At 67.0% G+C, this 26261-nt stretch carries 26 protein-coding genes; 12 read left to right on the top strand and 14 right to left on the bottom strand.

Annotation, left to right across the window (positions count from 1 at the left end; genetic code table 11):
• Positions 1–24 precede the first annotated feature (24 nt).
• The 8 genes from C7402_RS26300 (at position 25) to C7402_RS26265 (ending at position 6591) form a co-directional block, all read left to right on the top strand.
• Positions 25–1053: a transporter substrate-binding domain-containing protein gene (locus tag C7402_RS26300; protein WP_116612739.1), complete on the top strand. Its 1029-nt coding sequence runs from the start codon at positions 25–27 to the stop codon at positions 1051–1053.
• Between the two features lie 58 nt (positions 1054–1111).
• Entirely contained in the window at positions 1112–1909 is a 798-nt protein-coding gene (locus tag C7402_RS26295; protein WP_116612738.1) for an SDR family oxidoreductase, read from the top strand.
• Positions 1910–2038: 129 nt separating this feature from the next.
• On the top strand, positions 2039–2290 hold the full coding sequence (locus C7402_RS26290) for an oxidoreductase-like domain-containing protein (RefSeq protein WP_116612737.1): 252 nt from the start codon (positions 2039–2041) through the stop codon (positions 2288–2290).
• 67 nt (positions 2291–2357) lie between these two features.
• Positions 2358–3224: an NAD-dependent protein deacetylase gene (locus C7402_RS26285; RefSeq protein WP_116612736.1), complete on the top strand. Its 867-nt coding sequence runs from the start codon at positions 2358–2360 to the stop codon at positions 3222–3224.
• A gap of 40 nt (positions 3225–3264) precedes the next feature.
• Positions 3265–3882, top strand: a complete 618-nt coding sequence (locus tag C7402_RS26280; RefSeq protein ID WP_116612735.1) for a pyridoxamine 5'-phosphate oxidase family protein — start codon at positions 3265–3267, stop codon at positions 3880–3882.
• A 25-nt stretch (positions 3883–3907) separates the two neighbouring features.
• A complete protein-coding gene (locus C7402_RS26275; RefSeq protein ID WP_116612734.1) occupies positions 3908–4522 on the top strand; it encodes a DUF938 domain-containing protein in 615 nt (204 codons plus the stop codon).
• A 120-nt stretch (positions 4523–4642) separates the two neighbouring features.
• Positions 4643–6052, top strand: coding sequence for an NADP-dependent phosphogluconate dehydrogenase (gene gndA, locus C7402_RS26270; RefSeq protein ID WP_116612733.1), 1410 nt, complete (start codon positions 4643–4645; stop codon positions 6050–6052).
• A 212-nt stretch (positions 6053–6264) separates the two neighbouring features.
• Complete coding sequence (locus C7402_RS26265) at positions 6265–6591, top strand: DUF4148 domain-containing protein (RefSeq protein WP_112170898.1); 327 nt, start codon at positions 6265–6267, stop codon at positions 6589–6591.
• 556 nt (positions 6592–7147) lie between these two features.
• Here the strand turns inward: C7402_RS26265 and C7402_RS26260 are convergent.
• Entirely contained in the window at positions 7148–7951 is an 804-nt protein-coding gene (locus C7402_RS26260) for a DUF2968 domain-containing protein (protein ID WP_116612732.1), read from the bottom strand.
• A 130-nt stretch (positions 7952–8081) separates the two neighbouring features.
• Positions 8082–8402 (bottom strand): hypothetical protein, encoded by a 321-nt coding sequence (locus C7402_RS26255; protein ID WP_112170900.1) that lies wholly within the window; start codon positions 8400–8402, stop codon positions 8082–8084.
• A 276-nt stretch (positions 8403–8678) separates the two neighbouring features.
• On the opposite strand from C7402_RS26255, the gene C7402_RS26250 reads away from it, so the two are divergent.
• Both C7402_RS26250 and ltaE read left to right on the top strand, forming a co-directional pair.
• The gene (locus C7402_RS26250) at positions 8679–9413 is read left to right on the top strand and encodes a M23 family metallopeptidase (protein ID WP_244314945.1); all 735 of its coding nucleotides are present in this window, start codon (positions 8679–8681) and stop codon (positions 9411–9413) included.
• A 208-nt stretch (positions 9414–9621) separates the two neighbouring features.
• Positions 9622–10626, top strand: a complete 1005-nt coding sequence (ltaE, locus tag C7402_RS26245; protein WP_116612730.1) for a low-specificity L-threonine aldolase — start codon at positions 9622–9624, stop codon at positions 10624–10626.
• A gap of 50 nt (positions 10627–10676) precedes the next feature.
• Here the strand turns inward: ltaE and C7402_RS26240 are convergent, their stop codons facing one another.
• The gene (locus C7402_RS26240) at positions 10677–12029 is read right to left on the bottom strand and encodes an MFS transporter (protein WP_244314949.1); all 1353 of its coding nucleotides are present in this window, start codon (positions 12027–12029) and stop codon (positions 10677–10679) included.
• 597 nt (positions 12030–12626) lie between these two features.
• Here C7402_RS26240 and C7402_RS26235 point away from each other — a divergent pair.
• A complete protein-coding gene (locus C7402_RS26235) occupies positions 12627–15080 on the top strand; it encodes a glycogen/starch/alpha-glucan phosphorylase (RefSeq protein ID WP_112170904.1) in 2454 nt (817 codons plus the stop codon).
• Between the two features lie 76 nt (positions 15081–15156).
• Here the strand turns inward: C7402_RS26235 and C7402_RS26230 are convergent, their stop codons facing one another.
• Positions 15157–15573: a DUF6232 family protein gene (locus tag C7402_RS26230; RefSeq protein ID WP_112170905.1), complete on the bottom strand. Its 417-nt coding sequence runs from the start codon at positions 15571–15573 to the stop codon at positions 15157–15159.
• A 192-nt stretch (positions 15574–15765) separates the two neighbouring features.
• On the bottom strand, positions 15766–16923 hold the full coding sequence (locus tag C7402_RS26225; protein ID WP_112170906.1) for a porin: 1158 nt from the start codon (positions 16921–16923) through the stop codon (positions 15766–15768).
• A gap of 23 nt (positions 16924–16946) precedes the next feature.
• Between C7402_RS26225 and C7402_RS46410 the strand changes: the two genes are divergently transcribed.
• Positions 16947–17309: a hypothetical protein gene (locus C7402_RS46410; protein ID WP_133254559.1), complete on the top strand. Its 363-nt coding sequence runs from the start codon at positions 16947–16949 to the stop codon at positions 17307–17309.
• 109 nt (positions 17310–17418) lie between these two features.
• On the opposite strand, the gene C7402_RS26220 is transcribed toward C7402_RS46410, so the two are convergent.
• The 9 genes from C7402_RS26220 to phnG form a co-directional block, all read right to left on the bottom strand.
• Positions 17419–18537: a succinylglutamate desuccinylase/aspartoacylase family protein gene (locus tag C7402_RS26220; RefSeq protein ID WP_112170907.1), complete on the bottom strand. Its 1119-nt coding sequence runs from the start codon at positions 18535–18537 to the stop codon at positions 17419–17421.
• 230 nt (positions 18538–18767) lie between these two features.
• Positions 18768–19535 carry an ABC transporter substrate-binding protein gene (locus tag C7402_RS26215; RefSeq protein WP_112170908.1) on the bottom strand — a complete coding sequence of 256 codons (768 nt, stop codon included), beginning with the start codon at positions 19533–19535 and terminating at the stop codon, positions 18768–18770.
• A 473-nt stretch (positions 19536–20008) separates the two neighbouring features.
• Complete coding sequence (locus tag C7402_RS26210) at positions 20009–21142, bottom strand: alpha-D-ribose 1-methylphosphonate 5-triphosphate diphosphatase (protein WP_116612728.1); 1134 nt, start codon at positions 21140–21142, stop codon at positions 20009–20011.
• 65 nt (positions 21143–21207) lie between these two features.
• Positions 21208–21996 carry a phosphonate C-P lyase system protein PhnL gene (gene phnL / locus C7402_RS26205; RefSeq protein ID WP_112171118.1) on the bottom strand — a complete coding sequence of 263 codons (789 nt, stop codon included), beginning with the start codon at positions 21994–21996 and terminating at the stop codon, positions 21208–21210.
• A 10-nt stretch (positions 21997–22006) separates the two neighbouring features.
• Positions 22007–22777 carry a phosphonate C-P lyase system protein PhnK gene (phnK, locus tag C7402_RS26200; protein WP_112170910.1) on the bottom strand — a complete coding sequence of 257 codons (771 nt, stop codon included), beginning with the start codon at positions 22775–22777 and terminating at the stop codon, positions 22007–22009.
• The gene (locus tag C7402_RS26195; protein ID WP_244314948.1) at positions 22774–23628 is read right to left on the bottom strand and encodes an alpha-D-ribose 1-methylphosphonate 5-phosphate C-P-lyase PhnJ; all 855 of its coding nucleotides are present in this window, start codon (positions 23626–23628) and stop codon (positions 22774–22776) included. Before C7402_RS26195 ends, phnK begins: the two co-directional genes overlap by 4 nt.
• A gap of 164 nt (positions 23629–23792) precedes the next feature.
• A complete protein-coding gene (locus C7402_RS26190) occupies positions 23793–24914 on the bottom strand; it encodes a carbon-phosphorus lyase complex subunit (protein ID WP_116612727.1) in 1122 nt (373 codons plus the stop codon).
• The gene (phnH, locus tag C7402_RS26185; RefSeq protein ID WP_165842002.1) at positions 24914–25564 is read right to left on the bottom strand and encodes a phosphonate C-P lyase system protein PhnH; all 651 of its coding nucleotides are present in this window, start codon (positions 25562–25564) and stop codon (positions 24914–24916) included. Before phnH ends, C7402_RS26190 begins: the two co-directional genes overlap by 1 nt.
• Positions 25561–26103 (bottom strand): phosphonate C-P lyase system protein PhnG, encoded by a 543-nt coding sequence (gene phnG, locus C7402_RS26180; protein ID WP_116612726.1) that lies wholly within the window; start codon positions 26101–26103, stop codon positions 25561–25563. The genes phnH and phnG overlap by 4 nt, the downstream gene beginning before the upstream one ends.
• Between the last annotated feature and the right edge of the window lie 158 nt (positions 26104–26261).

Genomic DNA, 26261 nt, shown 5'->3' with positions numbered 1-26261 from the left:
TGCTTCATGCAATCGGGAAACGGGATGGAGACTGTGTTGAAGTGCTTTGGCATCGCGGGACGTTCGCGTCATCATGCGCGCGCCGCGAGGGCCGCGCGTTCGTTGTCGGTCACGTTGGGCGGCGCGCTTGCCTGCGCCTGCATCCTGGCGGGCGCGGCCCACGCGCAGGAACTGGAAAGCCCCACGCTGCGCAAGATCCGCGACACCGGCACGATCGTGATCGGCGTGCGCGAAGCGGCGGTGCCGTTCTCGTACATGGCGGGCGGCGCGCACGCCACGGGCTACTCGTACGAGATCGCGCAGCGCATCGCCGGGGCCGTGCGCGACTCGCTCCAGCTTCCTGCATTGCGGGTGCGAGAGCTCATCGTCACGCCGCAAAACCGCATCACGCTCGTGCAGAACGGCACCGTCGATCTCGAATGCAGCACCGCGACGCACACGCACGAGCGCGAGAGCGACGTGACGTTCTCGGACAGTATTTTCGTGTTCGGCGTGCGCATGCTCGTGAAGCGCGGCTCGCCGGTGCGCGACTTCGACGATCTCGCGGGCCGCACCGTGGTCACGACGGCGGGCACGTCGGAGGAACGCATGCTGCGGCGCTGGAACGTCGAGCACGCGATGAACATGCACATCGTCGTGGCCAAAACGCACGGCGATTCGGTCGAAGCCGTGCGTTCCGGCCGCGCCGCGGCCTTCGTGATGGACGAGCCGCTCCTGCACGCCGCGCTCGCCACCGGCTACGTGGCGAGCGAAACGCCGGGCTCGGCCGTCGCGCAAAGCGCGCGCAACATGAACGGCGCGCAGGCGTTCGCGATTGTCGGCGGCGCGGCGCGGCCCGCGGTGTACGGCTGCATGTTCCGGCGCGGCGACGTGGCCTTCAAGCGCATTGCCGACGACACCATCGCGAAAATGGAGCGCTCGGGCGAAGCGTGTGCGCTCTACCGGCGCTGGTTCGAAATGCCGATCCCGCCGGCGGGCGTGAACCTGGACTATCCGATGTCGGCGCAGATGAAGGCGCTTTTTGCAAACCCCAACGACCAGCCGCTCGATTGAACGCGCCCGAAAACGGTCGCAAGCGATCAAGCGGCGCAACGCATGGAGAGACCTAACGATGAGTGAAACGCAAGAACGCGCAGTGACACCCGACGCAAACACGCCCGCTCGCAAGATCGCGCTCGTCACGGGCGCGGGCAGCGGCATCGGCCGGGCGTGCGCGCGCAGACTGCTCGCGAACGGCTTTGCCGTCGTGCTGACGGGCCGTCGCGCCGAGCCGCTCGAAGCGCTTGCGCAGGAAGCCCGCACGCGCGGCGAAGAGGCGCTGGCCGTGCCTTGCGACGTGACCGACGCGGCAGCCGTCGAGGCGCTCTTCGAGACGATCCGCGCGCGTTACGGCCGGCTCGACCTCCTCTTCAACAACGCGGGCCGCAACGCGCCGGGCGTGGACATCGACGAGCTTTCCGTCGACGACTGGCGCGCCGTGGTCGATACCAACCTGACGGGCGTGTTCCTGTGCACGCGCGCGGCGTTCGGGCTGATGAAGCGGCAAACGCCGCGCGGCGGCCGCATCATCAACAACGGCTCGATTTCGGCGCACGCGCCGCGGCCTTCCAGCATCGCCTATACGGCGACGAAGCACGCCATCACGGGGCTGACCAAATCGGTGTCGCTCGACGGGCGGCGCTACGACATCGCGTGCGGGCAGATCGATATCGGCAACGCGGCGACGGAGATGGCCGAGCGCATGGCGCGCGGCGTGCCGCAGGCGAACGGCGAGATCGCCATCGAGCCGCTGATGGATGTCGAACTCGTGGCCGACGCGCTCCTGCACATGGCGCAACTGCCGCTGGAAGCGAACGTGCAGTTCATGACGATCATGGCGACGAAGATGCCGTTCGTGGGGCGCGGCTGAACGGGGCGGCCCGGGCGCAAGACCGGGCACTGGACGGGACACAGCGGCGGGGGCGCGCAGACGCTGGCGCACGCGAGCGCGCCGCCTCCCGTATACTGGCCGCTGAACCATCACGACGCCCGAGCGCCCATGCCTGCACACCCGCGTCCGGACGACGATCCGCGCCCCCAGCCGCCCGAATGCCCCAATAACGACGACTGCTGCCATAGCGGCTGCGACCCCTGCATCTTCGATCTGTACGACGAGGAGTACGGCCGGTATCGCACCGCGCTGGCCGCGTGGGAAGCGCGCGAAGCCGAGCGGCAGACGCAGGCGGCGGCCAAGCCGGCCGCCGGTTCGGCCGAACCGCCGCACGGCAAGACCTCACGCCAGTCGCACTGACCGGGCCGAACCGCACCGAATGCACTGAACCGCACCGAAGCGCGCCGAAGCGTATTGCCCCTCCGCCATGACCGAATCCGCTCTCGTACCCAACGCCCCCGTTCTCGACGCCGCCGTGCTCGACGCGCTGCAAGCTTTCGTCGAGCGTCACCCGCGCCTCTTCGTTCTGACCGGCGCGGGCATCAGCACGGACTCGGGCATTCCCGGCTATCGCGATGAGAACGGCGCCTGGAAGCGCTCGCCGCCCATCACGTTGCAGGAGTTCCTCGGCTCCGAGGGCATGCGGCGGCGCTACTGGGCGCGCAGCCTGATCGGCTGGCCCACGGTGGGGCTTGCGCAGCCCAACGGCGCGCATCGCGCCCTCGCGCGCCTGGGCGCGGCGGGCTACGCGCGCGCGCTCGTCACGCAGAACGTGGACGGACTGCACCAGCGCGCGGGCAGCCACGACGTGATCGAGTTGCACGGCAGCATCGCGCACGTGCATTGCCTCGACTGCGGCGCGCAGTATTCGCGCGAGTCGATCCAGCCGGAACTCGTCGCGCGCAACCCCGCCGTTGCGGCGGCAAGCGCGGAGCCCGCCGCCGACGGCGACGCCCATCTCGACTTCGACGGCGCCAACGCCTTCCATGTGCCCGCGTGCGCGGCGTGCGGCGGCATGCTCAAGCCATCGGTGGTGTTTTTCGGCGAGAACGTGCCGCGCGAGCGCGTGGCGGCCGCTTCGAACGCGCTCGATGAAGCCGACGCGGTGCTCGTGGTCGGCTCCTCGCTGATGGTGTATTCGGGCTATCGCTTCTGCGCCTGGGCGCAGCAGCGCGGCAAGCCCGTGGCCGCCATCAACATGGGCAAGACGCGCGCCGACCCGCTGCTCGCGCTGAAGCTGGAAGCGCCATGCGCGGCCGTGCTCGACGCGCTCGACGCCCGGCTATGCGCCTGATCTCCCGACTCGCCATTCGCCATTCAACGGAACCGACGCCATGCTGAACACGCTAGCCGACCTCGAAGCGCACTACGGCACGCCGCACGAGCGCGCGTTGCGCAAGGAAATCGATCACGTCAACGCGGACTACCGTCGCTTTATCGAAAGCTCGCCGTTCGTCGTGCTGGCCACGGGTAGCGCCGACGGGCTCGACTGCTCGCCGCGCGGCGACGCGCCGGGTTTCGTGCGCATTCTCGACGAGCGCACGCTCGCGCTGCCCGACCGGCCCGGCAACAACCGCGTGGACAGCCTGCGCAACGTGGTGGCCTCGTCCCAGGTGGGCCTGCTGTTCATGGTGCCCGGCGTGGGCGAGATGCTGCGCGTGAACGGACGCGCCCGCGTAAGCACCGAAGCGTCGCTGCTCGCGAGCTTCGCCGTGGACGGCAAGCCGCCGCGCTCGGTGCTCGTGATCGACGTGCAAAGCGTGTACTTCCACTGCTCGAAGGCCATCGTGCGCTCGAAGCTGTGGGACCCGTCGCGCCATGTCGAGCGCTCGCAACTGCCCAGCGCGGGCGACATGCTGCGCCGCGTGAACGAGGAGCAATATGACGAGACGTTCGACAGCGAGACTTACGAAGCCGGTCTCGCCGAACGCATCAAGCACACCCTGTACTGACCGAACGTTGAAAGAACGCAAGACGATGAACGACCCGCAAGCCGCCCAGCGCCTCAGCGCGCCCGCCGCCGAGCGCAATGCCGCGCCGATCCTCGACGTGCTGCGCGCCGCGTTGCCCTCTCATGGCACCGTGCTCGAAATCGCGAGCGGCACCGGCCAGCATGCCGTACACTTCGCGGCCGCGTTGCCGGACATCACCTGGCAGCCGAGCGACGCCGACGCGCGCTCGCGCGCCTCGATTTGCGCATGGCGCGCCCACACGGGCCTCGCGAACCTGCGCGAGCCGCTCGATCTCGACGTGCGCCGCGAGCCCTGGCCGATCGGCGCGGTGGACGCCATCGTCTGCATCAACATGATTCACATTGCGCCGTGGGAAGCGGCACAGGCGCTCATGAAAGGCGCGGGCGCGCGCGTTGCTTCAGGGGGAGCGCTCGTGCTCTACGGGCCGTACCGGCGCGAAGGCGCACACACGGCGCCGAGCAACGAGGCCTTCGACGCCGACTTGCGCGCGCGCGACGCCGCATGGGGCGTGCGCGACATGGAGGACGTGGAGGCGCTGGCGTTGGCGCAGGGCTTCGTATGCGAGGCGCGCGTGCCGATGCCGGCCAACAATTTCAGCCTGGTGTTCCGCAAACGCTAACGCAGGCGGGGGGCGGTCAGCCGCGCGTGCGCGCGTTCGCGCAGCGCCCGGACGTTTCCCTTATGCTTGCACGGTTGGCGCCTCTTGCGGCGCCGTCTATGAATGAAGTGGAGAATCAACATGAGCAAACAGCCAATCGGCGTTGTGGGTCTGGCCGTGATGGGTAGCAATCTGGCGCTCAACATCGAGAGCCGCGGTCATGCGGTTTCGGTGTTCAATCGCAGCCGCGCGAGAACCGACGAGCTGATCGCTGAGTATCCGGATCGCAAGCTCGTGCCGGCTTACACGCTCGAAGAGTTCGTGGATTCGCTCGAAAAGCCGCGCCGCATTCTCATGATGGTGAAGGCCGGCGCGCCCACCGACGACACCATTGCCGCGCTCAAGCCGCTGCTGGAAAAGGGCGACATCCTGATCGACGGCGGCAATACGCACTTCACCGACACGATCCGCCGCAACCAGGAACTCGCCAAGTCGGGCCTGCACTTCATCGGCACGGGCGTGTCGGGCGGCGAAGAGGGCGCGTTGAAGGGCCCGTCGATCATGCCGGGCGGCCAGCGCGATGCTTACGATCTGGTTGCGCCGATCCTCACCGAAATCGCCGCGAAGGCGCCGGACGGCGAGCCGTGCGTAGCCTACATGGGCCCGGACGGCGCGGGTCACTTCGTGAAGATGGTGCACAACGGCATCGAATACGGCGACATGCAACTGATCGCCGAAAGCTATGCGGTGCTCAAGCAGGTGCTCGGCCTCTCGAACGAGGAACTGGGCCAGGTCTACACCGAGTGGAACGAAGGCGAGCTCGACAGCTACCTCATCGAAATCACCTCGAAGATCTTCGCCAAGAAGGACGAGGAAACGGGCAAGGATCTCGTCGACGTGATTCTCGACCGCGCCGCGCAAAAGGGCACCGGCAAGTGGACGAGCCAGAACGCGCTGGATCTCGGCGCGCCGCTGCCGCTCATCACGGAAGCCGTGTTCGCGCGCGTGCTCTCGTCGCTCAAGACGCAGCGCGTGGCCGCGAGCAAGGTGCTTGCGGGCCCGGACGCGAAGCCGTTCTCGGGCGACCGGAAGGCGTTCATCGAGTCGGTGCGCCGCGCGCTGTACTTCTCGAAGGTCATTTCGTACGCGCAAGGCTTCGCGCAACTGCGCGCCGCCTCCGACGAGTACAAGTGGGATCTGCAATACGGCACGATCGCCAAGATCTTCCGCGCGGGCTGCATCATCCGTGCGCGCTTCCTCCAGAAGATCATGGACGCCTATGCGAAGAATCCGCAGCTCGACAATCTGTTGCTCGATCCCTATTTCCGTGACATCGCGGCCAATTATCAGTCGGCGTTGCGCGACGTGGTGATCCAGGCGGTGAGCGCGGGCGTGCCGGTGCCGGCGTTCTCGTCGGCGGTCGCTTACTTCGACGGCTACCGCTCGGAGCGTGTGCCCGCCAATCTGGTGCAGGCGCAGCGCGACTTCTTCGGCGCTCACACGTTCGAGCGCATCGACAAGCCGGGCAGCTTCCACGCCGACTGGTCGTAAGGAAATCGCAAGTCAAAAGGCCGCACTGTCGTTACGGTCTTTGTTGGAATCGAAAGGTGAGTCCCGTGGACTCACCTTTTTTTGTTGCTGGATTTGCAACGGTGTTTTTATGAATTAGGGTTTTCCCTATGGGCGTCGGGCTACTACACTGTAATCAATCGCTGACGAACACCGTGTTCCGAAGCGGAAATAAAACAGATGGAGGTCCGATCATGAACAAGCTTATCCCCGCAGTTGTTGTTGCCGCCGCTCTTGCCATCCCGGCAATCTCGTTTGCCCAGTCGAGCCAGCAAGGCCTGACCCGCGCCCAGGTGCGTGCGGAACTGGTCGAACTCGAGCACGCCGGTTACAACCCGTCGGCTGACCATGTGAACTACCCGGAAAACCTGCAAGCCGCGCAAGCCCGCGTGACCCAGGAAAAGCTGGCCGCAGGCGACACCAGCGGCTACGGCGCACCGGCCGTGGGTACGTCGCAGTCGGGCGCAGCAGTGCAACCCGCACACCTCGCGCCGCACCAGCAGGTTTATTTCGGTCACTAAGCGGTGACCGGCCGGGGCCGCCACAAGTGGCTCCGGCGCCCCAACCCCTGTAGTTGATGTTGCAGTTCGTTGTTGCAGCAAATCCTCGCAGTTTGAAGGTGTTGTGAGTTCTCGCAGTCGGTAGTGAGCTGTTGCACCAGGCCGTTGCAGTACGCAGTGTGTAGTTGTCGTGGAAGTTGCAGCACGCAGTACGCAGTGAGTTGTTGCAGTTGAAGTTGCAGGAGCCGTACCGCAGCACGCAGTGAGTTATTGCAGTTGAAGTTGCAGGAGCCGTACCCGCAGCACGCAGTGAGTTATTGCAGTTGAAGTTGCAGGAGCCGTACCGCAGCACGCAGTGAGTTGTTGCAGTCGAGAAGTTGCAGTGAGCGTTGTGAGTTGTTGCAGTACGCAGTAGAAGCACGCAGAGAGCAGTAGATGGATGTAGTTGGCTGGCGCAGTGAGAGGTGCAGCCTTGCAGTAGCAGTACGCAGTTGTTGCAGGCAGTAACGCAGTAGGCAGTCCAGCACGGGCCGGTTCTCCACCGGCCCGTACTTATTTGTGCGCCGCGTTCGCGCTTTCAGCGGCCACGCAGATGAGGCACGCCCTCGCTCGTCGCGACCTTGAGCTGATGCAGCGACCTGTGCGCCTTGTTCAGTTGCGCCTGGGCGGCAATGCGCTGCGCCTCCAGTTGCGCCACTTCCTTGCGCACCTGATGCTGGCGGCCCGTCACGGTCTGTTCCTGATCCGCGTGCCGTTGCAGGTCCACGCGCAGCCGTTCGGCCTGTGCTTCCGATTCCTCGATCAGCCGTGTGAGCTCCGCATTCTGCGCGATGAGCTGTGCGCGGCGCGCTTCGCCGTCCGCAAGGCGCGTGGCTTGCTCCTGCATGAGATGAAACGCCGAGCCGGCCGCGTCGAGGTCGTTGGCCTTGAGCGCGCGCCAGAGGATGCTTTCCTGATGGAGCGCGACGTAGTAGCCGAGCGTGGGCGGGTGGAAAAACAGGCTTACGCTATAGGCGAAGCAGCGGTAGACGCGAAACGTCATCAGTTCCTCACCGGCTGCGAGCGCTTCGAACGCGGCGCCGTCGGCGATCTGCACCGGGCGGCCGTTCAGGTGCGCGGGCATGACCGGCACCGCATGCAGCGTGGACACCGGGCGCGGGCCGCCATCGGCCGGCATGGCAGCACTTGCGGACGGTTCCGTGCGAGACTCGATGTCGACCACGGACTCGGCGGGCGCATGGGCGGCGTTGGCGGGATCGGCATCGGCGGTGGCGGCGTCGCGCGAGAGCGCGCGTTGTGCGGCCGCGTCGTGCGCCACGGCGAGCAGGCGCGACGGACCGCCGGACAATGCGGCGCTACGGCGGTTCAAAATGGATTTCACGGCGGTTCCCCCAGATTGGCGCGCCAAAGCCCACACGGTCCGCGCGAGACGGCGTGGACCTTTGCGCAGGCGCGCAGGCAAAAAGGGGCGGGCGATGCGAGGCGGGCGCCGTCCGCTCCGGGTTGGCTTCCTAGTGCAGCAGGCGGGGCCGGCGCGCGATATCGTCGAAGAGCGCACGGCCGGGTTCGAGCGCGAACAGCCAGGTTTCGTCATAGCCGCTCAGCGTGTCGAGCGCATCGCGCAAACGCTCGATCACCACGGCGGGAATTTCCACGCTTGCCCGCGTCGCGCCCGAAAGGCGTGCGATGCTGGCATGCTGCACCAGTTCGTCCGCGGCTTCGGCCACGTCGGCCGCGAAGATGAGATGGTTGTTCAACAATTCGACGAGGCCGGGCGACGCCGCGACGTCTTCGACATTGAGCTGCAACGAAAGGAAGGTGGCTTTGTTCATTCTCGGATCCCTCAGGGCCATGGGACTGAAGCGAGAGGCCTTTCATCTGATTATCGGGTCACGCGTGAACCAGTATAGGCGTTGCCCCGCGCAAACGTAGGCGGGGCGCGCATGACGCCGAAAAAAGGCCGACGGGGCATGAACGATATAATGGGGGCCGTTCGCCAATTCCGGCTTAATCCGCGGAATGTGGCGCGCAAGCGAACGCCTGCGGCCCGCCGCGCATCCAATATGCGTATTTCCGACGTACGCGAGGACCAAGCGAGGAACAGCAACATGAATCGACAACGGCGAAATCCGGGCGCATATGCGGCGCTGGCCGCCCTCACGCTCGTCTGTAGCGCCTGTAGCACCCCCTTCGCGCCTTGGGCCGAGTCCACGCCGGCGCACACCGTGTCGTCGAGCGGCGTGCCCGCAGGCTACTACCGCGTCAATCCCGGCGACACGCTCTCGCGCATCGCCTCGGCCTACGGCCAGCGCCCGCAGGACATCGCGAGCTGGAACCAGCTCTCCAGCGCCAACGCCCAGGTGTTGCCGGGCCAGGTGCTGCGCGTCGCGCCGCCGCCAAGCTATGCCACGGCCGCCCCGCAGGTGCCGGGCGGCGCGCCCGCGGCCGCCGGCGTGGCGACGCCCGCGCCGGTCGCGCCTTCCATCGCGCTCGCCTGGCCGGCGCGCGGGCCGATCCTCCAGCGCTTCGTGCCCGGCAAATCCACGGGCATCGTGATCGGCGGCACGGCCGGAGAGCAGGTCAAGGCCGCCGCCGCCGGGCGCGTGGTCTATGCGGGCACGGGCATCGAGGCCTATGGTCCGCTCGTCATCATCAAGCACAACGACCAGGTCGTGACGGCCTACGGCCACAACGGCAAGCTGCTCGTGAAGGAAGACGACGCGGTCACGCAAGGCCAGCCGATCGCGGAAATGGGCACGGACGAGCGCGGCGTTGCCGGTGTTCAGTTCGAAGTCCGTAGCGACGGCAAGCCCGTCGACCCGCTGCCGCTGCTTGCGCGTTAATCAACGCACCAACCAGAGCGCCAGGGGCGACGGCGGTTTTTTCCGCAGCCGTCGCGCCCCGGTTGCCGCCGGCCGGGCGTCCGCTCCGGCATTGCGCTGCCCCGCCGTTTGAAAATACACTCGATGGTTCTCACGCCGCGCGGCGCGCGCCCCGACAAGGCGCGCCCATTCGTCCCGCGCGAGCGCCAACCACGAGGATTTCATCGCAATGATCGACCTGCGTAGCGACACCGTCACCCGTCCGAGCGAAGCCATGCTCGCCGCCATGACCCGCGCCGAAACCGGCGACGATGTGTGGGGCGACGACCCGACCGTGCTGCGCCTGCAAGCGCGCGTGGCCGAGGAGTCGGGCAAGGAAGCGGGGCTTTTCTTCCCGAGCGGCACGCAAAGCAACCTCGCCGCGTTGATGGCGCATTGCGCGCGCGGCGACGAGTACATCGTCGGCCAGGCGGCACATACCTACAAGTACGAGGGCGGCGGCGCCGCGGTGCTCGGCAGCATCCAGCCGCAGCCGCTCGACAACGCCGAAGACGGCACGCTCCCGCTCGAGCGCATCGCCGCGGCGATCAAACCGCTCGACGACCACTTCGCGCGCACGCGCCTGCTCGCGCTCGAAAACACCATCGGCGGCAAGGTGCTGCCGGCGCAATACGTTGCCCAGGCCACGCAGCTTGCGCATGAGCGCGGTCTCTCCACGCACCTCGACGGCGCGCGCGTGTACAACGCGGTCGTCGCCTCGAACCAGTCTTTGAGCACGGTGACGGCGGGCTTCGATTCGGTCTCGATCTGCTTTTCGAAGGGGTTGGGCACGCCGGTGGGGTCGGTGCTCGTGGGCAGCCGCGCGCTCATCGACGTCGCGCATCGCTGGCGCAAGGTGCTCGGCGGCGGCATGCGCCAGTCGGGCGTGCTCGCGGCCGCGTGCCTTTACGCGCTCGATCACAACGTTGCGCGTCTCGCCGACGACCACGCGAACGCCGCGCGCCTCGCCGCCGGTCTCGCGCAGATCGATCAGGTGAAAGTGATGTCGCAGGCCACGAACATGGTGTTCGTGCAGTTCCCGCAGGAGCATTGCGCGCCGCTGGAGGCGTACCTGAAAGAGCGCGGCATCCTCACGCAAATGCTCTACGCTTCGCGTTTCGTCACGCACCTCGACGTGACCGCCGCCGATATCGATACGTTCGTGGCGGCCGTGAAGGGGTACTTCGCGCGTTAAGCGTTAGCAGTCAGGCGCAAGAAGGGCGGCAGCGCGCTGCCGCCCGCGCTTCACCCGCGCCGCACCGCCCGGTGCGACGGCGCGAACAGCCGCAGCCCGCTCGCAATGGCCGCCGCGCCCGCAAAGGCGCAGCCAAGGCCCAGCGCGAGCGCCGGGCCGCGCTGACCCACGATCCCGAAGCACAGCGCCACCAGCGCCGCCCCCGTGGTCTGCCCGAGCAGACGCGAGACGGCGATGGTGCCGCTCGCACCGCCGCTGCGCTCGGGCGGCGCGCTCGCCATGATCGCCCGCAGGTTGGGCGACTGGAAAAAGCCGAAGCCCGCGCCGCAAATCGCCATGCGCACGGTGATGTCCACAATCGACGGGTGCGCGGGCAGCAGCGCGAGCGAAGCCATGCCCGCCGAGAGAATGGCGAGGCCGATCGCGCCGAGCAGGCCTGGCGGATAGCGGTCGGAGAGCCGTCCCGCGATGGGCGCGGCAGCGGCCACGACCACGGGCCAGGGCGTCATCAGGAAGCCGGTTTCCACCTGGCTGCGCATCAGCACGGTTTCGAAATAGAACGGCAGCGAAACGAACGCCAGGCCCTGGGCCGCGAACGAGCACACGGCGGTGAGCGACGAAAGCGCGAACACCGGCCGGCGGAACAGGTCCACGGGCAACATGGGTGCGGGATGCCCGGCCTCGCGCAGGATCAGCAGCGCGCCGAACACGAGCGCCACCACGGCCGCAATGCCCACTTCGAAGCCCGGCGCGCGCTGCGCGGCCTCGCCGAGCGCGAAGATCAGCGCCGCGAACGTCACCACGTTGAGCAGCGCCGCGAGCGGGTCGAACGCGTGCTTGCCGCGCGCCGTCTGCGGCAGCGCGGGCAGGGCGAACACGAGCGCCACCACGCCGAGCGGCACGTTGATCGCAAAGAGCCACGGCCAGGTGCCCGCCGAGAGGATCAGCGAGGCCATGGTCGGACCCACGGCGAACGACACGCCCACGATCAGCGCGTTCGTGCCGAGACCGCGCCCGAGCCGGTGCGGCGGGTAGAGAAAGCGGATCAGCGCCGTGTTCACGCTCATGATGGCGCTCGCGCCCAGCCCCTGTAGCACGCGCGCACCCGCGAGCGCGGTGAGCGTGGGCGCGAGCGAGCAGGCGAGCGAGGCGACCGTGAAGATCGCAAGCCCGCTGATATAGACGCGCCGGTGGCCGATGATGTCGCCGAGCGCGGCCAGCGGCAGCAGGGTCGCGACCATCGCGAGCTGGTACGCGTTGATGATCCAGACCGAGGCGGCGGGGGCCGCGTGCAGGTCGGTGGCGATGGCGGGCAGCGCGGTGTTGGCGATGGCGGTGTCGAGCGTCGCGAGCGCGACGGCGAGCATCACCGCGCCCATGGCGCGGCGGTTCTTCGCCGTCATGGGCGCGTCGGCGTGGCCGATTTCGTGGGCCTCGCGCTGCGCGGAAGATGTTTCGGACAAGACGGTCTCGGGCGGGTAGGACGATGAAGGCCGCGGCGCGGGCCGTACGGGCGAATTCTGCGATTGTTGCAGAGCCTGCCCGGTTTTGCAGGAGACGCTTCAAAGCGTGGGGAGTCTGTAAGGCGGCAGTGAGCTTCCGACGGCGCGTATGCGCGGTCATATCGCAACTAACCGCCAAGTCTGGCACGCGTCCGCGTGCCGCCGCGCTGCGCGCGCGGAACCGTCCGCATGGCAAGGGATCGAGGCGGGCTGTGGGTTCCCGGCGCTGCGCGGGCGCGCCCGGCGTGCTCCTGACGCGCCGCCGCACGTCATTTAGAAATGCACTACTCTGCAAACTGATCTGCGCTCGCCGGCCAGCGGTGATGGTGCTTCGCGTCGCGACGCCGAGGTGCCGCCGCCGCACCTCGCCTCCCGCGACGCAGCCCCAGGAACAACCGCGCGCTTGGCACTGGTTGTTGGCGCGCCGCCATTTCCAGCGCTCTGCGTGGGACCGCACCAGGCGCTAACGCGCCCGGTGCGATCGACAGGAGTTCGTAAATGACAGCCGTTGGCCTCGAGTTCGATCAATTGCAAAGCAGCGTCGAGGCGCTGCGTCGCTCTCTCTCCAACCGTCTGATGTACGGCGTCGGCAAGGACGCCGTGACCGCGCGGCCGCAAGACTGGCTGCACGCCGCGGCGCTGGCCGTGCGCGACCGGCTCGTCGAGCGTTGGATGATCACCACGCGCCGCCAGTACGACCAGGACGTCAAACGCGTCTATTACCTTTCGATGGAGTTCCTCATCGGCCGCACGTTCTCGAACGCGCTGATCGCGCTCGGCATTCGCGAGCAGATGAAAGAGGCGCTCGCAAGCGTGGGCGTGGACATGGACGCCGTGGTCGACTACGAGCCCGACGCCGCGCTCGGCAACGGCGGCCTGGGCCGCCTCGCGGCGTGCTTTCTCGACTCGATGGCGACGCTCGGCATTCCCGGCTTCGGCTACGGCATTCGCTACGACTACGGCATGTTCCGCCAGCAGATCATGAACGGCGAGCAGGTCGAGGCGCCTGACTACTGGCTGCGCTACGGCAACCCGTGGGAGTTTCCGCGGCCCGAGGTCCAGTATCCCGTGCACTTCGGCGGGCGCACCATGCAGCGCGACGGCCACGTCGAGTGGGTCGACACGCAGCACGTGAACGCCATGGCCTACGACACCGTGATTCCCGGCTACGCCACGAGCGCGACCAATACGCTGCGCCTGTGGTCCGCGCGCGCGGACGAAGAACTCGATCTTTCCGCGTTCAACCAGGGCGACTATCAGCGCGCGGTGGAGGCACGCAATATTTCGGAGAACGTATCGCGCCTGCTGTACCCCGACGACTCGACGATGGCCGGTCGCGAACTGCGCCTGCGCCAGGAGTATTTTTTCGTCTCGGCGACGATGCAGGACCTGATTCGCCGCTACCTGCGCACGCACAGCACCTTCGGGCGATTCTCGGACAAGGTCGCGGTGCACCTGAACGACACGCACCCGGTGCTGGCCATTCCCGAGTTGATCCGCCTGCTCGTGGACGTGCATCACCTGCCCTGGGACGAGGCGATGGGTCACGTGCGCCGCGTGTTCTCGTACACGAACCACACGCTCATGCCCGAAGCGCTCGAAACCTGGGACGTCGAACTCCTGGCGCGTCTGCTGCCGCGCCACCTCGAAATCATCTTCGACATCAACGCGGCGTTCCTGCGCGAAGCGAGCGACCGTGGCGAGCACGACCTCGACCTGATCCGCCGCATCTCGCTCGTGGACGAATACGGCCAGCGCCGCGTGCGCATGGCGTATCTGGCGATCGTGGCGAGCCACAAGGTCAACGGCGTGTCGAAGTTGCACTCGCAACTCATGACGCGCGACATCTTCGCGGACTTCGCGCGCCTTTTTCCCGAGCGCTTCACGAACGTGACCAACGGCATCACGCCGCGCCGCTGGCTTGCGCAGGCGAGCCCGCCGCTCGCGCAACTCGTGGACGAAGCGATCGGGCCGCGCTGGCGCAGCGATCTATTCGAACTGGGCGCGCTGCGCAAGCTGCGCGGCGACCCGGCATTCGAAGCCGCGTTTCACGCGGCCAAGCGCAGCAACAAGGTGCGCCTCGCGCAGCGCGCGCTGGAGCGCACGGGCGTTGTGTTCAATCCCGACGCGCTGTTCGACATGCAGGTCAAGCGCATTCACGAGTACAAGCGCCAGTTGCTCAACGTGCTGCACGTCATCACGCGCTACAACCGCATTCTGGAAGCGCCCGGGCGCGACTGGGTGCCGCGCGTCGTGCTGTTCGCGGGCAAGGCCGCTTCGGCCTACCGCATGGCGAAGATGATCATTCACCTCATCAACGACGTGGCCGCGAAGATCAATCACGACCCCGTGGTGGGCGACCGGCTCAAGGTGGTGTTCGTGCCGAACTACGGCGTGAGCGTGGCCGAAGTGCTGATTCCCGCGGCGGATCTTTCCGAGCAGATTTCCACGGCGGGCACCGAGGCTTCGGGCACGGGCAACATGAAGCTCGCGCTCAACGGCGCGCTCACGATGGGCACGCTCGATGGCGCGAACATCGAGATCGGCGAGGCCGTGGGTCAGGACAACATCTTCATCTTCGGCCACACGTCCGACCAGGTGGATGCGCTGCGCGCCTCCGGCTACCGGCCGCGCCAGGTCTACGAGGAAAACGCCGAACTGCGCCGCGCGCTCGACCAGATCCGCACGGGCTTCTTCTCGCCGGGCGATACGGCGCGCTACACGGACATCTTCCACACGCTCGTGGACTGGGGCGACCACTACCTCGTGCTGGCCGACTACTCGGCTTTCGTCGCGGCCCAGGAGGCCGCCGACCAGCGGTTCGTGGACGTGCCCGCATGGACCGCGAGCGCGATCGAGAACGTGGCGGGCATGGGGAAATTCTCGTCGGACCGCGCCATCGCGGAGTACGCCCGCGATATCTGGCACGTGAAGTCGATCGAGATGGAGTGAGGCAAAAGCCGCCGCGGCGGCGTGGTGAGCTTCGGCGGCTTCAGTGGCTTCAGTGGCTTCAGTGGCCTCAGTGGCCTCAGGGCGCGGCCGGCCGCGCCTTGCCGCTTTCCGCCTGCGCGCCTTGCGCGGCCTTGGCGGCGCGCACCGCCTGCTCCACGCGATCGAGGAACGCGCGGTCGCCGCTCGTGACCGCTTCGCGCAATTCGCCGCCCGTCACGACATAGAGCCGGTGGATCGTCTCCTGCCAGATCCACGCGAGCCAGCCCACCACGATCACCATCACGCCGCACGCAAGACCTGTCGCCGAGCCCAACGCGCCGCCCACGGCGGCGCCGGCCGCGCCGAGCAGGCTGATCGCGATCGGCACCACGCGGCTGCGCCGCCCCGTGACGATGCGCACGTCCTCGATGTCGCGCAGGGGAAAGACCTGGCCCGCGGCGGTGAGCGCGCTGCGCGTGACCGAGACGGCGGCTTCGTTGAAAGGGAGTTCCATCGGTTCGATAGCTGCGAGGTGAGAGAGCGCAGCGTACCAGAAGCGGGGCCAGGGTGGGGCGACGGCGGTCATCACGTCGCAGGGCGGGCGCGCACGCAAAAAAAGCGGGGCATCCCAAAGGGATGCCCCGTCCGGTAAAGCACAGCGGGAGGCGTGAGCCGCCCGCTGCCGCTGTTGCGTAGCGTGTGCTGCTTAGAACTTGTGACGGATTGCGACGCGCACCGCGACTTGATCCTGCGAACCCGTGCCCGACGTCGGGAAGATGTTCGAGGTCGAATCGCCGATCTGTGCCTGCACGTTGGTCGTGCCGACGCGGCCCGAAGCGTCCTGGTACACGGTGAGGAAGTACACGTCGGTGCGCTTGCTCAGTGCGTAGTCAACGGCTGCGTTGATCTGGTTCCAGTGAGCCGAAGCGCTGCCCGAAGCGCGCGAGTACGTGTAGCCGAGCGCGCCCGAGAGAGCCGGCGTGAAGGCGTACTTGCCGCCTGCTTCATACGCGTTGTAGAGCGTCGACGAACCGGCGATCGGCGAGATCAGCGTGTTGGTCCACAGGGCCCACAGCGTTGCCGGACCGACGATGTAGCGGCCACCGACGCCGAACGAGCGCAGGTCGTGGATCGTCAGCGCCGTTGCCGGCAGGTTCGAGATCGAGGTCGACATCGACGGCGTGGCTGCGCCCGGGTACGTGATGTTCGTGTACGCGGCGCCGAGGCTGAACGGGCCGTAGCCGTAGTTCGCGCCGAAGCTGTATGCGCGCGACGAAGCCGTCGACGTGCCCGTCGGCGAGCCGGCGAACGAGGTCGAGTTCGAGAAGCCGTACAACGCGCCGAACGTGAGGCCCGAGAAGTTCACGCTCTGGAACTTCACCGAGTTGTTGATGCGGCTCGACGTGAGCTGGTCGACGTCGTTGAAGTGGTAAGCGTAGTTACCCGCGACGGTGTTGCCGCCGGTCGAGTAGTTCGCGCCCAGCACGTCCGTGCTGAACGAGTACTGGCGGCCGAACGTCAGCGAACCGATGTTCGACTGCGTCAGACCGACGAAGGCTTGACGGCCGAACATCGCGCCGCCCTGGCCTGCCGTGCCGTTGCCGCTGTTGAAGCCGTTTTCGAGCACGAAGATCGCCTTCAGGCCGCCGCCCAGGTCTTCCGTGCCGCGCAGGCCCCAACGGCTGCCCTGTGCAACGCCGTCGCCGTATTGCCACAGGCTGCTGCTGCCGCCCGTCGAGTTCTTGACGTTGCTGTTGTAGCTGATACCGGCGTCGATCAAGCCGTACAGGGTGACGCTGCTTTGTGCGTGTGCCACGCCCGCGATAGACGCAAGAATAGCGGTGGTCAGAATTTTCTTTTTCAACTGTTTCTCCGGGTAAAGGAAAGATGACTACCCCCGCCTCTAACGGGCAGGTGGATGCGACCGGCTGCAATTTAAGGGTCGATAACGAAAGGAATGTGACAGTAAGGCTATGTAGGGAAATTGTCGCCATTGTGTTGTGCGAATGCGACACCCGGGTTGCGCGCCCTTCGGATTTCCCGCGATGCCCGCCGCTATTGGGTTTGCGGCCGAATATGGGGGGTTATTCGGCATGCCGGATTGGAAAAAGCGGCCTTATAAAATTTTTTTCTAAGCTTCTTCTTGTTTACCGCGATTATCGATCTTTTGATTCCGGCTTCAAGCTCGGATTGATTAACACCAGCAACGCATTAACGGCCGATCAATGCGCGCTTTACATGGCTTATTAGCGTTCATTCCTGAAATCGAAAATTAGTTACCCGAAATAAATGAAATGGGGAGGAGATCCATGAAAAAGGGCTCGCGCTGGCGGCGCGAGCCCTTTTCAATACCGTGGCGTTACAGGGAGAGCAGCGAACCGGTGCGAATGGGCTTTTCACCGGCAATGCGCGCGACTTCCATGCCGGCCGTCGCGAGGCGCGCGCTGTGGCGCGCGTATACCACGCCGCTCACGCCGGCGTGCAGCGTGGTCACGGTGTCGGCGATCGGATCGACGATGTCCGCAATGGCCGCGCCGCGTTCCACCCACGTGCCGCATTCCACGCGGAACACGAGCACGCCGCTTTGGGGCGCGACGATCGGCTCCGTGCCCGCGAGCGGCGTGGCCGGGTAGGCGAGCGGCGGCAGCGGCGCGGCCGTGCCTTCGATCACGCCGCGCCCGATCAGATACTCGATGATGGCCTGGGCGTCATGTTCGGCGAATTCGTGCGACACGTCGCGCTGGCTGCGCAATTCGACCGTCACCGAAATCGAGCCGTGCGAAATGGGGTAGTGCGCGCCGAAGCGCTCGCGCAGCTCCGACCAGCAGAAGCTGTGGATCTCGTCGAACGGGTTGCCGATCGAGTTGAGCGCGAGCAGCGACGCCTTGGCGTCGAGGTAGCGCGCGAGTGGCTCGACCTCGGGCCAGAGCTCGGGGTTCGTGTAGATGTGCATGGCGGCTTCCCAGTCGCAATGCAGGTCGAGCACGATGTCGGCGTCGTACGAGAGGCGTTGCAGCGCGAGGCGCATCGAGTCGAGCTCGGTTTTCGGCTGTTGCGCGGCCAGCGCCTCGCCCATGGCGGCGCGGATCGCGGTGCGGTTCGCGGCTTCGTCGGGGCCGAGTTTCGCCTCGATGTCGGGCAGCACGAGCGCCGTGAGTTCGTGGAAATTGCGGTTGAAGTTCTGCGCCGTGTTCGATTCGAAGCGGCCGATCAGATGCCCGAGCCAATGCTGATTCAAGCCCACCGGATTGGGCACCGGCACCACGACGACTTCGCCGCGCATGCGGCCCGCGGCTTCCAGTTCCGCGAGCTTGCGCCGCAGCGCCCACGAGACGAGCATGCCCGGCAGTTCGTCGGCGTGCAGCGAGGACTGGATATAGACCTTCTGGTTGCCGCCGGGTTTGCCGTAGTGAAAGCTGGCGATTTGCCTGGCGGTGCCGAGGGCGGGCGCGATCAACGGATGGTTTCGGGTTTGCATGATGGATGCGCGAGGCGCGGGGGACCGCGAATGGCGGTCAGGTTGACGAGAGGCCCGTGAGTGGCGCTAAGCGGGCGATATGCCGATCTTAGCGGATTCGCCGTTGGCCAGGAACCCGCGTGCCCGCGCATGCCGTGGGTGCCGTGCGCGCAATCAAAACGATTCGGAATCCGGATTAAATCGCAAGAAAAAAAGCCCGGACCGAAGTCCGGGCTTGCGTACCGCGGTGCTTAGCCGCCGTAGACGTCGAAGTCGAAGTACTTGGCTTCGATCTTCTTGTACGTGCCGTCCTTGATCATGTCGGCGATCGCCTGGTCGATCTTCGCCTTCAGGTCGGCGTCTTCCTTGCGCAGGCCGATGGCCGCTGCGCCCGTCGGGATTTCCTTGCCCGCGAACTGGAAGCCCGCGCCGCGCGGGGTCTTCAGGAAGCCGAGGTCGGCTTGCACTTCGTCTTGCAGCGCGGCGTCCAGACGGCCCGAGATCAGGTCGGCGTAGACCTGGTCCTGGTTCTGGTAAGGCACGACGTTCACGCCCTTCGGCGCCCAGTTTTCCTTGGCGTAGGTTTCCTGGATCGTGCCTTGTTCGACGCCAACCGACTTGCCCTTGAGCGAATCGGCCGTCGGCTGGAAGGTCGAGCCCTTCTTGGCCACGAGGCGCGTCGGCGTGTTGAACAGCTTCGCCGAGAAGGCGATCTGCTGTTCACGCTGCGGGGTGATCGTCATCGAGGAGAGCACGCCGTCGAACTTCTTCGCCTTCAGGCCCGGGATCATGCCGTCGAAGTCCTGCTCGACCCACACGCACTTGGCGTTCAGGCGCTTGCAGATCTCGTTGCCAAGGTCGATATCGAAGCCGACCAGCTTGCCATCGGGTGCTTTGGATTCGAACGGTGCGTAGCTGGCGTCAACGCCGAAACGCACGGTGGACCAGTCCTTCGCATGAGCGACGCCGGCCGAGACGGCGAGCAGGGCGACCGTGAGGGTGGCAAGCAGTTTCTTCACTATGGGTACTCCTCGAGATGGTTCAGGGCGCGCCGCGTGCGGTTGTGCCACCGCAGCGCATTGTCCGGCGCGGCTCGCACCGGGATTTTTTTTGGACCCGCCGGCCTGCGGCCAGCGAAGCGCGGCAAGCTTACCAGGTCAAAATTGCTGCGTCGCTAGTGTAATACCGGATGGCGGGAAAGGGCGCGGATAAGTGTACGCCCGTGCGCTTGTGCGACGCGGCGCAAAGCCTTGTCCGGCAAGGCTTGCGGGGAAGCGAGCCGGGCCCGCCGCGGGGCTCGCCGGCGCGTCGTGCGATGCTCCGCCGCAACAGTCGGAGGAATGCGAAATCCCGCCGGCGCGGCGCCGGCAGGGGAATGAAGGGTGGTTGAAATCGAATCGACGGCGCGCTGTTGGCTACGCGTAAAAACGAGGGCAATTGCGGCGCGCCTTCGCTGCCGCAATGCAGCAGCGAAGGCGGCGAGAGCGGACGTTCAGACCACGCGCACGCCCGCGCGCCAGGTCGCGCGCGGCACGGGCAGCGAGTCGAGCATCGTCACGCGCACGAAGTCGGCGCGCAGGCCCGGCTCGATCGCGCCGCGATCGGTCAGGCCCGACTTGTGAGCGGGCTCCCACGAGACCGTGGCGAGCGCACGCGGCAGCGTCCAGTCGGCCTGGGTCACGAGGTCGAACGCGGCGGTCAGGAGGCTCGACGGCACGTAGTCGGACGAGAGGATGTCGAGCAGGCCGGCCTGCGCGAGTTCCAGTGCCGAGACGTTGCCCGAGTGCGAGCCGCCGCGCACCACGTTCGGCGCGCCCATGATCGTCGCGATGCCGCGCTTTTTCGCTTCCTCGGCGGCCACGCGCGTGGTCGGGAATTCGGCCAGCACGATGCCTTCGGCGGTGGCCTGCTCGACGTGTTCCACGAGGGTGTCGTCGTGGCTCGCGAGCGGGATGCCGCGCGCGCGGCAGCGCTGCACGATTTCAAGGCGGTGCGCGTCGGCGTAACGCTCCTGTTCGGTGGCCATTTCGGCGAGCATGGCGTTCGTCTGCTCGTCGGTCCATTTGCCGTGGCGCTCCTGGAAGCGCCGCCACTGCGCGCGGTCGTGCCACTGGCGCTGGCCCGGCGTGTGGTCCATCACCGAGGCGAGGCGCAGCAGCGGATGGTCGCTCAGCGTGTCGAACAATTCGATCACGTCTTCGGTGGCGATCTCGCAGCGCAGGTGCAGGAAGTGGTCGGCGCGCAGCAGCTTGCGTTCGGAAAAGCGCTTGAGCGCGGCGGCGCTGGCAAGCTGCACGTCGCGCCCGCGCACGCCCACGGCGAGACGCGTGCCGATGGCGAGCGCGTCGAATACCGTGGTGATGCCGGCTGCCGCGATCTGCGCGTCGTGAATGACGAAGGCGGCGTCGGTGTTCCAGTGCACGCCGGGGCGCGGCGCAAGGTGCTTTTCCAGGTTGTCGGTGTGCAGTTCGACGAGGCCCGGCAACAGGAAGTCGCCTTCCCAGTCCTCGGCCTCGGGCGCGGCGGTCGAGCCGCGTGAAATGTCACGGATGATGCCGTCTTCCACGCTTAGCGTGCCGGTGAAAACGTCGTCTCGCGTTACGATGCGAGCGTTTTTGATCAACATCGTCAGGCTCCCTAATCAGAAATCGCAGATATCGCAGATATCGGTTTGCGCCATTCTGGCGGTATTCAGGCCGCGGCGGTGAGCGGCGCTTGCGCGCGCGGCGCGGTGAGTTCGAGTACGCGCGTGGCGACGCGCTCGCGCGTGTCCTCGTCGTGGAACACGCCGACGATCGCAGCGCCCCGTTCGCGCGCCTCGCCGATCAGGCTCGCCACGACTTCGCGGTTTTCCGCGTCGAGCGAAGCAGTGGGCTCGTCGAGCAGCAGCACGCGATGCTGCGCGATCAGGCCCCGCGCGATGTTGACGCGCTGCTGCTCGCCGCCCGAGAAGGTGGCCGGTGCGAGCGGCCAGAGGCGGCGCGGCACGTTCAGGCGCGCGAGCAGCGTTTGCGCGCGCTCGCGGGCTTCGTCTTCCTCCACGCCGCGCGACACGAGCGGCGCGGCCACGATGTCGAGCGCGCTCACGCGCGGAATCACGCGCAGAAACTGGCTCACGTAGCCCATCACGTTGCGGCGCAGCCGCAGGATGTCGTGGGGCGCCGCGCCCGTGATTTCCAGGTGGCCAAGCGGCGCGCCTTCGTCGCGGATCGCGATCGAGCCGCCGCTCGCGAGATAGTTGCCGTACAGGCAGCGCAGGAACGTGCTCTTGCCCGCGCCCGAGGGCCCGACCAGCACGATGCATTCGCCGCGCTCCACGTCGAGCGAAACGCCCGCGAGCGCTTCGATGCCGATGCCGCCCTGGCCGTGCAGCGTGAAGGTCTTGCGCACGTCCTCGGCGCGCAGCATGAGCGCGGGGCGCTCGATGAAGGCGCGCGTGCCTTTCGTGACGGGGGCGGCCGGTGTTGAGGTGAAAGTCATGTCGATCATCCTAGACCGGCAGCACGGATGCCACCAGCGTCTGCGTATAGGGATGTTGCGGGTCGTCCAGCACCTGGTCGGTCAGGCCCGATTCGACCACCGTGCCGCCTTGCATCACCATCAGGCGATGCGCGAGCAAGCGCGCCACGCCGATGTCGTGCGTGACGATCAGCACCGAAAGATGCAGCGTGGTCGTGAGCGTGCGCAACAGGTCGAGCAGGCGCGCCTGCACGGACACGTCGAGGCCTGCCGTGGGCTCGTCCATGAATACGAGGCGCGGCCCGGTCACGAGATTGCGCGCGATTTGCAGACGTTGCTGCATGCCGCCCGAAAACGCGGAGGGCAGCTCGTCGATGCGCAGGGCGTCCAGTTCCACGCGCTGCATCCATTGCTGCGCCGTGTTGCGGATCTGTCCGTAGTGGCGTGCGCCCACGGCCATGAGCGGCTCGCCGATATTGGCCCCGGCCGAGACACCCGCGCGCAGCCCGTCGCGCGGATTCTGCTGCACGAAGCCCCATTCGGTGCGTGCAAGCAGGCGCCGGCGCGGCTCGGAAAGCGTGCGCAGGTCGAGCGTTTCGCCGTTCGCGCTCGTGTAGTGCAAGTCGCCCGAATCGGCTTCGGTGCGCAGCGCGAGCGTGTTGAGCAGCGTGGTCTTGCCCGAGCCCGATTCGCCGACGATGCACAGCACCTCGCCGGGGTACAGGTCGAAGCTCACGTCGCGGCAGCCGTTGCGGCCGCCAAACTGCTTCGTGAGCGATCTTGCGCTTAGCAGCGGCGTCATGCGTTTTCTCCGGCTTGATTCGTTGCGCGCGCATCGACGTCGTTTTCGCTTGCGTCGTCGCTTGCATCGTCGTCTGCGCGGCGCTCGTGGCAGTAGTCGCTATCCGAGCAGACGAACATGCGCTTGCCCGCGTCGTCGACGATCATCTCGTCGAGGAAGCTCTCGCGCGAGCCGCACAGCGCGCACGCGTGCTCCCAGCGCTGCACTTCGAACGGGTGATCGTCGAAGTCGAGGCTCTTGACCGGCGTGTACGGCGGGATCGCATAGATGCGGCGCTCGCGGCCCGCGCCGAACAATTGCAGCGCGGCGTTCATGTGGAGTTTCGGATTGTCGAACTTCGGAATCGGCGAAGGCGAGGTGAGGTAGCGCCCGTTCACCGTGACCGGATAATCGTAGGTCGTGGCGATGCTGCCGTGCTGCACGATGTCCTCGTAAAGCTTCACGCTGATCAGGCCGTAATCGGCGAGCGCGTGCAGCTTCTTGCATTCGGCCACGCGCGGCTCGAGACGGAACAGCGGCTCGGGCATCGGCACCTGATACACGAGGATCTGCTTGTCGGTGAGCGGCGTTTCGGGAATGCGGTGGCGCGTCTGGATGATCGACGCTTGCGTTGTGTGGCGCGTGGTGGCCACACCCGTGGTGCGTGCGAAAAAGCGGCGGATGTTCACGGCGTTCGTGGTGTCGTCCGAGCCCTGGTCGATCACCTTGAGCGTGTCGTTCGCGCCGATGATGGCCGCCGTCACCTGAATGCCGCCCGTGCCCCAGCCATACGGCAGCGGCATTTCACGCGAGGCGAACGGCACCTGGTAGCCGGGCACGGCCACGGCCTTGAGCAGCGCGCGGCGCAGCATGCGCTTGGTCTGCTCGTCCAGATAAGCGAAGTTGTAGCCGGAGGCGGCTTGTGTTTCGTGCGAGGCGACGTGCGAGGTGGGATGCGAGGTGAGATGCGAGGTGAGATGCGAAGCGGCCGGCGAAGCGGCAGCGGCCGCGCTGGCCTGCAAGGTATCGGGCGCGTTCATGCGGCCTCCTGGTTCGGCTCGCCGGCGTCTTGCTCATGCCGCGCGCGCAAGCGCCGCACGAGTTCCAGCTCGGCCTGGAAGTCCACGTAGTGCGGCAGTTTCAGATGCTGCACGAAACCCGAGGCTTCCACGTTGTCGCTGTGCGAGAGCATGAATTCGATGTCCTGGGTGGGCGAGGCGATCGTCTCGCCCAGTTCTTCGGCGCGCAGCGCGCGGTCCACCAGCGCCATCGCCATGGCCTTGCGCTCCGCATGGCCGAACGTGAGCCCGTAGCCCTGCGTGAACTTCGGCGGCACGTCTTTCGCGCCCGCGAACTGGTTGATCATCTGGCACTCGGTCAACTCGATTTCGCCGATCTCGACGGCCTCATCGAGTTCGTCCAGCACCATTTCTACGCACACCGAACCAAAGCGGATCTCGCCCGCGAACGGGTGCGAATGCGCATAGCCGCGCTGGGTGGCATAGCCCATTGCGAGCAGGAAGCCTTCGTCGCCGCGCGCGAGGTTTTGCAGGCGCAGCGTGCGATCGGCCGGGAACGCCAGCGGTTCGCGTGAGAGGTCGCCGGGCTCGCGCGCCCCGGACGCGGGCGTTTCCTGCTCGATCAGGCCTTCCTTGTCGAGCAGCGAGAGCACGCGCGGCATCGGTTCCTCGGGCGGCGTGGCGAGCGGCGCATGTGTTGCGCTGTGTTCGCCGTCGGTGCCATCGGTGCCATCGGCGAGCAACGCGAAATCGAGCAGGCGCTGCGTGTAATCGTAGGTCGCGCCGAGCACCTGGCCGCCGGGCACATCCTTGAAGGTCGCGGAAATGCGGCGCTCCACCACCATGTTTTCGGTTTCGACGGGCTCCGTATAGCCGAAACGCGGCAGCGTGGTGCGATAGGCGCGCAGCAGAAAGATCGCTTCGACGAGATCGCCCGCGGCCTGCTTGATCGCGAGGGCGGCGAGTTCTTCGTCGTAGACCGAACCTTCGGCCATCACGCGCGCCACGGCGAGGCGCATCTGCTCGCGGATCTGCGCGACGCTCAGCTCCGGCACGCCCGTGTCGCCACGGCGCGCTTCGTCGAGCAGACGCCACGACGCTTCGATCGCGCGCTCTCCCCCTTTGACGGCGACGTACATCAGTGCATCTCCACGAGAGTCGTGCGCGGCAGGCCCATCAAACGGTTGCCGCACACGAGATAGAAGTCGATGCCGCACGGGAAGTGCGGCGCAAAAGCGGCGCGTTCGCGCCAGAAGCGCTCGGGCAGGCCGACCGGCGCGATGCTGCAAGTCGTTTCGATGCCGGGGCCGCGCAGCGAGAGCGGCGCGCCGCCCGTGAACGCGCTCACGCGCACGAACACCATGGCCGCCTGTTCCGGCGACTCGGGCGTGCCGCTTGCGAAGGCTTCGAGCGGCGGCAGTTCCGCGGCGTCGTGCACGTAAGCGAACGCGGCCGTGCGAGGTTCCGGTGCAAGCGGCGCGCCCGCGTGAAAGCGCAGTGCGGCGGCAAGCGCCGCGTCGGGCTGCGCGAGCCAGACCGGTGTGGCGTAGTCGGCCAGCGCGAGCAGCGAGGCGAAGGCGGCGAGACCGGCGCGCGTGGTGGAAGCCTCGGCGGCGGCGCCCGGCAGCGGCGTTTCGATCAAGCCGATCGTGCCGGGGCGCGCGAGCGCGTCGAGCAGCGTGCGGAACACGGCCTGCGTGTCATGGACGGGGTCGCCGAAGCCGGGCGCGAGCGCCGCGAGCAAATCGGGCGTCATGGCGCCGTTGTTGGCATTGCGTTGGTCGCTCATGCGTCACCTCGAACCATCGTGAAGAACTCGACCCGCGTGCCGGCCGCTTTGGCGCGGCGCGTGTCACGTTGGGCGGCCAGGCGCGCGGCCAGCGGCTCGATCAACTGCGCATGCAGCCGCTCGTGGCGGGCGGGCAACTGGAGCAGGGCGTCGGCGAGCGCGGCCAGCTCGGCGCGGCGCTTGTCGCGGCCCAGATGGCAGGCCACGCCGACCGGGCCGGGCAGGCTTGCATCGGCGCGCCCGGCGGCTTCCGAGGCGGGTGCGGCTTCGGCGCCGACGGCACCCGAGGCGCGCAGGCGCAGCGTGGCGCGCGTGACGGTGGCCTCGCCCAGATTGAAGGCGTCGCCGGTGCCGCCAATGCGCCCGCGCACCATGGCAACGCCGGTTTGCGGCGGGCGCAGCCAGTCGAAGGCGGGCGCGGGGACGCCTGCGAGCGCCGCGCCCAGCGCCGCTTCGAGCTCGGCGCGCGGCGTGTGCGCGAGAACCACCATCCATGCGCGCCGTGCGGCGGGGGAGGACGAGGTGGAGGAAGCGTTCATCGGAGTTCCTGTGTCGTGAACGAGGGGAGAGCGGACATGGCAACTGGTTCTGTGAAGCGGGTCAATTGAACCATCTATTCATCTAAACGTCTAGACGTTTAATGGTACAGTCGTTTCACGCGGGCGGATTCGAGGTTTTCATATTTCCATCACGCCCT

This window comes from Paraburkholderia unamae (genome assembly GCF_003096875.1).
In the GTDB taxonomy this organism is placed as follows: domain Bacteria; phylum Pseudomonadota; class Gammaproteobacteria; order Burkholderiales; family Burkholderiaceae; genus Paraburkholderia; species Paraburkholderia unamae.
The sequence above is the reverse complement of the archived record's forward strand: the minus strand, read 5'-3'. Positions and strand labels throughout refer to the sequence as shown.